Source organism: Amycolatopsis orientalis DSM 40040 = KCTC 9412, from assembly GCF_000478275.1.
In the GTDB taxonomy this organism is placed as follows: Bacteria; Actinomycetota; Actinomycetes; order Mycobacteriales; family Pseudonocardiaceae; genus Amycolatopsis; species Amycolatopsis orientalis.
This window is the reverse complement of sequence record NZ_ASJB01000046.1, coordinates 201,967-208,856: the sequence shown is the minus strand read 5'-3', so window position 1 is coordinate 208,856 and position 6,890 is coordinate 201,967. Positions and strand designations below refer to the sequence as shown.

Sequence of the window (6,890 nt, the reverse complement as noted above, 5' to 3'; positions counted from 1 at the left end):
AGGGCGGGTAGGGGAGGTGGCGGGTGGGAGTGGGTCGGGGTGGTCGTGAGTGGTAAGTGTCGTTAGAACGTCACTTACCACTCACGACCACCTTCACCGACGCCCCACTGTCACTTCAATCCCTGCAGTGCCAACAGCAACGGGTGGACGTCGGTCGCCCCCATACGACCGGAGGGCTGGAAGGCCGGGTCACTGCACAGCAGCACCGGACCGTCCTCTGTGGAATCCGGGAGCCGTCCGTGGGAACCACGCACCCAGCGCGGATCGGTCGGGACGACGTCCATCGCGTAGCGCAGTCCGGCGAACTTCTTCGCCAGGTTGAGCCCGGCCCGTGCCTTGGCGAACTTGTCCTCCGGGTCGAAGAACAGCTCGGCGGGGTCGTAGCCCGGCTTGCGGTGGATCTCCACGCCGCGCGCGAAGTCGGGCTTCCGCGCGTCGTCGAGCCAGTAGTAGTACGTGAACCACGAGTCCGGCTCGGCGACCGCGACGAGTTCGCCGGCGCGTTCGTGGTCAAGCCCGTAGCGGGCCTGCGCCTCGCGGTCGAGGACCTCGTCGACGCCGGTCAGTTCGCCGACGATGGAGCGCACTCGCTCCACATCGGACTCGTCACGGACGTAGACGTGCGCGACCTGGTGGTCGGCGACGGCGAACGCCCGCGACGCCCACGGGTCGAGGTACTCCATACCCGCCTGCGTGTAGACCTCCAGCAGACCCTCGCGCCGCAGTGCCCGGTTGATGTCGACCGGCCGGTGCACGTTGGTGATCCCGTACTCGCTGAGCGCGACCACGGTCGCCCCGGCGTTGCGGGCGTCGTCGAGCAGCGGCGCCAGCGCGTTGTCCAGCTCCCGCGCCGCCAATGCCGCCTGAGGCGCGTCGGGGCCGAAGCGCTGCAGGTCGTAGTCGAGGTGCGGGACGTAGGTCAGCAACAGGTCGGGACGCTTCTCGCGCAGGATCTGCCGCGACGCGCCGATGACCCACTTGCTCGATTTGAGCGACGCCGTCGGGCCCCAGTACTGGAAGAGCGGGAACTCCCCCAGCGCGCCGGTCAGCTGATCGTGCAGTTCCGGCGGCCGCACGTAGGCGTCCGGCGACTTGCGGCCGTCGGCGTGGTAGATCGGCCGCGGGGTCACCGTGACGTCGGTGCTCATCCCCATCGCGTACCACCAGCACACGTTCGCCGACGTGTAGCCGGGGTGCGCCGCCCGCGCGGTCTCCCACAGCTTCTCCCCGCCGACGAGCCGGTTGTGCTGGCGCCACAGGAAGATCTCGCCGAGATCGCGGAAGTACCAGCCGTTGCCGACGATCCCGTGCTGCGCGGGCATGAGCCCGGTGAGGAAGGTCGACTGCGCGCTGCAGGTGACGGCGGGCAGCACCGTGCCCAGTTCGGCCTGCCAGCCGTCGCGGCCGACGGCGGACAGGTTCGGCATGTCCCGCAACGCCTTCGGGGTCAACCCGACGACGTCGATGACGACCAAGGGTTTCACGCGGACACCCCTTCCTTGACGAGGTTCGCCTGTGCCCACTCGAGTTCGGCGGCGATCCCGCCGACCAGGTCACCGGCGTCCGGCAGGACACTCCAGGTGTAGGTCTCGACCTCGATATGCGGTTCGCCGGGCAACCCGGCGGCGACGGTGCGCAGGACGTCGGTCGTGGTGGACAGCGGCGCGGCCGGGGCCTGGTGCAGCGGCATGTGGAAGTGCACGCGCCACGGCCCCTCCCCCGGCAACTCCGTCCACACCTCGGGCAGGTCGTCGGCCTTGTGCACGACGCCGCCCGAAAGCTCCCGGACCTGGTGCAGGTACCGCGGTTCGGCGAACGCGGCCAACACCTCACGGGCTTCGGCGGGGTTTTCCACGTGCAGCGCGGCGGAAGCCTGCACCTTGACGATGTCCACATCGGACTCGACGATCGCCTTGAGGGTCTCCGCCGGGTCGGCGAACGACACCGCGAGGTGGCAGGTGTCCAGGCACAGTCCGACGTACTCCGGGTCGACGCGGCCGGACAACCAGGCGAGCGCGTCGGCGACGGTGTCGAGCACACAACCGGGTTCCGGCTCGACGGCCAGCTTGATCGGCCGGTCACCGATCGCGCGGACGACCTCGGCGAAGGCCTCGGTGGCGCGTCGGTCGTCCTGCTCGGCCCACGGTTCACGCCAGGCGAGCGGCAGTGTGGAGATGCTGCCGTACGAAGCGTCCTCGACGAGCAGGTCGGCGAGCACGTTCACGCAGTCGATCGTGTAGGCGACGCGGTCCGGATGAGTCCACTCAGGACGGTAAACCGCGTGCTTGACGACGTCGTCGTGGAATCCGCCGTACGGGAACGCGTTCAGCGTGTACACCGACAGCCCGCGGGCGTCGAGTTCGGCACGGAACCGCTTGCGCGCCCCGGCGTCTTCGGCGAGCCCGCGCGCGACCGGCGCGGAGAGCCACAGCCCGACGCCGAGCCGGTCGACGCCCAGCCGCTCACGCACCGGGAGCGCGTACCGCTCCAGCTGCGCGACGATGCCGTCGACGTCCTCGGCGGGATGGACGTTCGTGCAGTAGGAGATCATTTGCGGGCACCTCGCAGAACCGAGTTGCCCTCGAAGGTCGCCGCCTCGCCGGTGAACCCGGGCAGCGGGTCGAGGGTGAGCCGCCCGCTCTGCCCGTAGAACTCGACAGGGTTCTGCCACAGCACCTTGTCGACGTCTGCCTCGGTGAAGCCGCCGTCGAGCATCGCCTGCCCGGTTTTGGCGGTCTTCAACGGATCCGAGCGACCCCAGTCGGCGGCCGAGTTGACGATCATGTTGTCCAGCCCGTACTGGCGCAGGATCTCGACCATCCGGTGCTCGTCCATCTTGGTGTCCGGGTAGATGGAGAACCCCATCCAGGCGCCGGAATCCTTGACCAGCTTGACGGTGACCTCGTTGAGGTGGTCGACGACCACGCGCTCCGGCGCGATCCCGGCCTCACGGACGACGTCGAGCGTGCGCTTGGTGCCCTCCAGTTTGTCGCGGTGCGGCGTGTGCACCAGGACCGGGAGGTCGTGCTCCAGCGCCAGCGCCAGCTGCCGCGAGAAGACCTCGTCCTCTTCCTTGGTCATCGAGTCGTAGCCGACCTCGCCGACCGCGACGACGCCGTCCTTGGCGAGGTACCTCGGCAGGACGTCGAGCACTTCGCGGCAGCGGGGGTCGTTGGCCTCCTTGGGGTTCAGCGCGATCGTGCAGTGGTGGCGGATGCCGAACTGCGCGGCGCGGAACCGTTCCCAGCCGATGAGGGCGTCGAAGTAGTCGGTGTACGAGCCGACGCTGGTGCGCGGCTGGCCCAGCCAGAACGCCGGTTCGACGAGCGCGCGGACACCGGCCGCGTACATGGCTTCGTAGTCGTCGGTGGTCCGGGAGGACATGTGGATGTGGGGATCGAAGATACGCACTGCTAGTTCTCCTTGAGGAGTTCGAGGGCGTCGGCGGGAACGTCACGTCCGGCCGCCCTGCGTTCGTCGGCGAAGTCGGCGAGCATGCGCCTCAGCTCGTCGTCCGCGCGGGTTTCGAGATCCGCGACGGCGGCGAGCGGGACGCCGACGAAAACGCATTTCAGGACACCGTGCCGCCAGGTGTGGTCGTCGAGGAACCGCGCGGCGAAGCCGCCCATCGCGGCGGCGACCAGGCGGATGTCGTTGGCGCGCAAGGCGTCTTCGACCAGCAGGATCCCGGTATCGGTGACTTCGGCGTCCGGGGAGTCCAGCTCGTTGAGCGCGCGGAGCACTCCTCGCCGCTCGGCGTCGTCGCCGTAGCGGTAGAGATCCCGCAGCTCGGCGGCCAGCGCCGCGTCGTCGAGGACTTCGGCCAGCACCGCCACGAGCCGGACGCGCGCCCGGTCGTCCACGGTGCCGTGGACCAGCCCCTGCGGATCGCTCTCCGGCTTCAGCGCTTCACGGCCGACCTCGCGGCCGACGGCCGGGAAGAGCGAGCCGATCGCCGACGGCTTCTCCCGGATCCGGCGTTCCGCCTTGGCCGACCACGTCTGCGGCATCGCCGCGGTGAGCGCTTCGAAAGCCCGGCGCGCGGTGTCCGGCGCGGCGTGGCTGTGCCGCGGCAGTTCGACCGCGGCCAGCCCGGTGTAGCCGATCTCCGCCAGCGCGGCGAGCGTGCCGGGCAGATCCAGGTGCCCGTCGCCGAACTCCAGATGCTCGTGGACCCTCGGCAGCATGTCGTCCAACTGCACGTTCCACAGCAGCGGACCGGCGAGGCGGACGCATTCGGCCGCGTTGACCGGCTCGACGGCGACGCAGTGCCCGACGTCGAGCGTGACCCCGAACAGCTCCGGGTCGCCCAGTTCCTTGCGCAGGTCCAGGACCTGGCTCAGATGCTGCACGAGGTGCCCGGGCTCGGGTTCCATGGCCAGCCGCACGTTCAGCCGTGCGGCGTGCTCCAGGACCGCCGCGACCCCTTCACGCAACCGCGACCAAGCGACCTCTGTGTCCACAGTAGACACACCGGACCAGAACGAGACACAGTCCGCGCCGAGGTCCCCGGCGATCCGCAGGGCCCGCGCGAGGAAGTCGATCCGGAGTGCGGGGTCGTCCGACAGCAGGGTCGGCGAGTGCTTGCGCCACGGGTCGAGCAGGTAGCGCGCGCCGGTCTCGACGACGACCCAGTTCAGGCCGAGCGCCGAAAGCCGGGACGCCACGTGGTCGACCTGCCGCGCCAGATCGTCGGCGAACGGATCGAGATGGTCATGGTCCAGGGTCAGCGCCACCCCGGTGTAGCCGAGGTCGGCGATCACCGCGAGCGCGTCGTCGAGACGGTGGTTGGAGAAGCCGTTGGTGCCGTATCCCAAGGAGAACGTCATGTGGGGCTCACCTTCCTCGACAGCTTGCGGGCGATCGGCAGCGCGGCCGCGATCAGCGCGGCCCCCAGTACCGAGCCCTTGGCCGTGACCGCCGCCTGGAGCGGGACCATGCCGTGGATGCCGTTCTTGGTCGCCGACCGCACGGACTTCGCCGACGGGTCGCGGACGGCGTCCGCCTGCGCCCGGCCGACCAGGCCCGCGTAGCCCGAACCGGCCGCCATCGAGGCCGCGCGATACCAGCCCCCACGTGCGGGTCCGGTCAATGCCAACGTTGTCGCCGCGCAGCTGGTGGCCAGCGCGGCACGGGCCGTCGCCGGATTCGCGCCGTGCACTTCGCCGGTGGAGAGCGCCGTGACGCCGAGCGTGTGCACGCCGACGGCGGCCGCGGCAGTAAGAGCACGGCGAGTTTCAAGGCCCGCGCCCAGCAGGACGTCGAGCGTGCGGCAGGCCGCCATCGCCACCGGTCCGGCCGGGGTCGGTTTGAGCACGGTGTCGTAGGCCCACACCGCGGCCGCCAGCGGGACCGCGATGCGCATCGCCTGACGGCCGCCGCCGAGCGCGGCCAGGCCGAGCCCGGTCGCGGTCAGCGCGGCGCCGGTGGTGAGCGCCGCGCCGGCACTCACCCGCCCGGACGGGATCGGCCGCTCGGGACGCTCCACGGCGTCGAGCTTCCGGTCCGCCCAGTCGTTGAGGGCCATCCCGGCCCAGTAGAAGGCGACCGAGGACAGCGGCAGCAGCAGCCGTCGCCCGGTCATCTTGAGCCCCGCGGCGGCGGACCCGGCGACCGTGTCACCGAGCACCGTCAGCGCGGCGGGGGCGCGGACGAGTTCCACGTATGAATTCACAGCGGCGGCCTTCACAGAGCCTCCGCCCACGCGATCAGGCGGGCGGTCTGCTCGGCGAAGCGGTGTTCGTCGCTGCCCAGCGGATCCTTGAAGAAGAAGCCGAGTTCGGTCAGCGCGCCGCTCTGCCCGGCGGCGTGCGCGGCGGTGACGAGCCTCGCGAGGTCGAGGATCAGCGGCGCCGCGAGCGCGGAGTCGTAGCCGGTCCAGGTGAACTGCAGGCTCATGCGCGCGCCGAGGAAACCCTCGAACGACACGTGATCCCACGCGGTCTTGATCTCGCCGAGGTCGGGCACGTTGTCGATGTGCAGCGGCGCGGTGACCTCCTCGCCGAGGAGTGCCGCGAGCCCGCGCGCCTTCGATTCCAGTTTGCTGTTCGCGGTCACCGGGTCGGCGAGGGTCTCGCCGTCGCCGCCGCCGAGCAGGTTGGTGCCCGCCCAGGAGCGGACCTTCAGCGCCCGCGCGCTGAACATCGGCGCGAGGACGGTGCGGAGCAGCGTTTCCCCGGTCTTGCCGTCGCATCCCGCGTACGGCAGGCCTTCCCGCTCGGCGAGCTGCCGCAACGCGGGCAGGGTGACCCCGGCGGACGGCGTGAACTCGACGTACGGGCTTCCCGCCTTCAGCGCCGCGTAGGCCGCCAGCGAGCTGGACGGCAGGACCGCCCTCGCCGGATCCGCGAGCGCGGCTTCGAGAGCGTCGAGGTCGTCGTGTTCGGGAAGGTGGGGACACGGGGCCTCGGTGGAGGACACGTTGACCACCACGACCCGCGCGAGGTCGTGCCGGTCCGCGAAAGCTCGGATGTCCGCGCCGAGCCGGGCGGCGGCGTCGGCCTGGGCACCGGTATGCGTCGCCGGGTGGTAACCGTCGCGGATCTCGGCGTCCACTTCGGCCAGTCCGGACCGGACCGCCGAGAACACCGAGTGCCCGAACACGCCGGCGTGCGCCAGCTGTTCGGCGCGCTTCTCCAGCGGGGTGTGCGCGATGTCGTGCCCGCCAAGGACCAGTTCGTCCCAGCCCGGCAACGGAACCCCGGCGAACGCGGGCAGTTCGGTGACGCAGCCACCACCGTCCGTGACTCCCGCGCGCAGGGCGAGCAGCCCTACCGCGGCGGTCGTGGCGACCGACCCCCTCGCACCGATCAGCCAGATGCCTGTGCGCTCGTGAGCAGGCATTTCTCCACCTTTCCAAGATCCGGAACGTCCACGATTTACTTCCTCGG

General features: G+C 70.6%; 6 protein-coding genes. All 6 read right to left on the bottom strand.

Translation table 11 applies throughout. The features are described from left to right. Positions 1-110: 110 nt before the first annotated feature. From L324_RS15870 to L324_RS15845, 6 genes are read right to left on the bottom strand one after another with little or no spacing between them, the layout of a single operon-like run. Complete coding sequence (locus tag L324_RS15870) at positions 111-1,484, bottom strand: alkaline phosphatase family protein (protein ID WP_037308072.1); 1,374 nt, start codon at positions 1,482-1,484, stop codon at positions 111-113. Then, a complete protein-coding gene (gene eboE / locus L324_RS15865) occupies positions 1,481-2,551 on the bottom strand; it encodes a metabolite traffic protein EboE (protein ID WP_037308069.1) in 1,071 nt (356 codons plus the stop codon). Before eboE ends, L324_RS15870 begins: the two co-directional genes overlap by 4 nt. Next, on the bottom strand, positions 2,548-3,411 hold the full coding sequence (locus L324_RS15860) for a TatD family hydrolase (protein WP_037308066.1): 864 nt from the start codon (positions 3,409-3,411) through the stop codon (positions 2,548-2,550). Before L324_RS15860 ends, eboE begins: the two co-directional genes overlap by 4 nt. A gap of 2 nt (positions 3,412-3,413) precedes the next feature. Next, the gene (locus L324_RS15855; protein ID WP_037308063.1) at positions 3,414-4,829 is read right to left on the bottom strand and encodes an EboA domain-containing protein; all 1,416 of its coding nucleotides are present in this window, start codon (positions 4,827-4,829) and stop codon (positions 3,414-3,416) included. After that, positions 4,826-5,674: an SCO3242 family prenyltransferase gene (locus L324_RS15850; RefSeq protein ID WP_037308147.1), complete on the bottom strand. Its 849-nt coding sequence runs from the start codon at positions 5,672-5,674 to the stop codon at positions 4,826-4,828. Before L324_RS15850 ends, L324_RS15855 begins: the two co-directional genes overlap by 4 nt. A gap of 11 nt (positions 5,675-5,685) precedes the next feature. Further along, entirely contained in the window at positions 5,686-6,843 is a 1,158-nt protein-coding gene (locus tag L324_RS15845) for an inositol-3-phosphate synthase (protein ID WP_037308060.1), read from the bottom strand. Positions 6,844-6,890 lie beyond the last annotated feature (47 nt).

Excerpts from the sequence above, each read along its gene's own strand:
- eboE (WP_037308069.1), bottom strand. The coding sequence starts at position 2,551 with ATGATCTCCTACTGCACGAACGTCCATCCCGCCGAGGACGTCGACGGC.
- L324_RS15855 (WP_037308063.1), bottom strand. The coding sequence starts at position 4,829 with ATGACGTTCTCCTTGGGATACGGCACCAACGGCTTCTCCAACCACCGT.
- L324_RS15845 (WP_037308060.1), bottom strand. The coding sequence starts at position 6,843 with ATGCCTGCTCACGAGCGCACAGGCATCTGGCTGATCGGTGCGAGGGGG.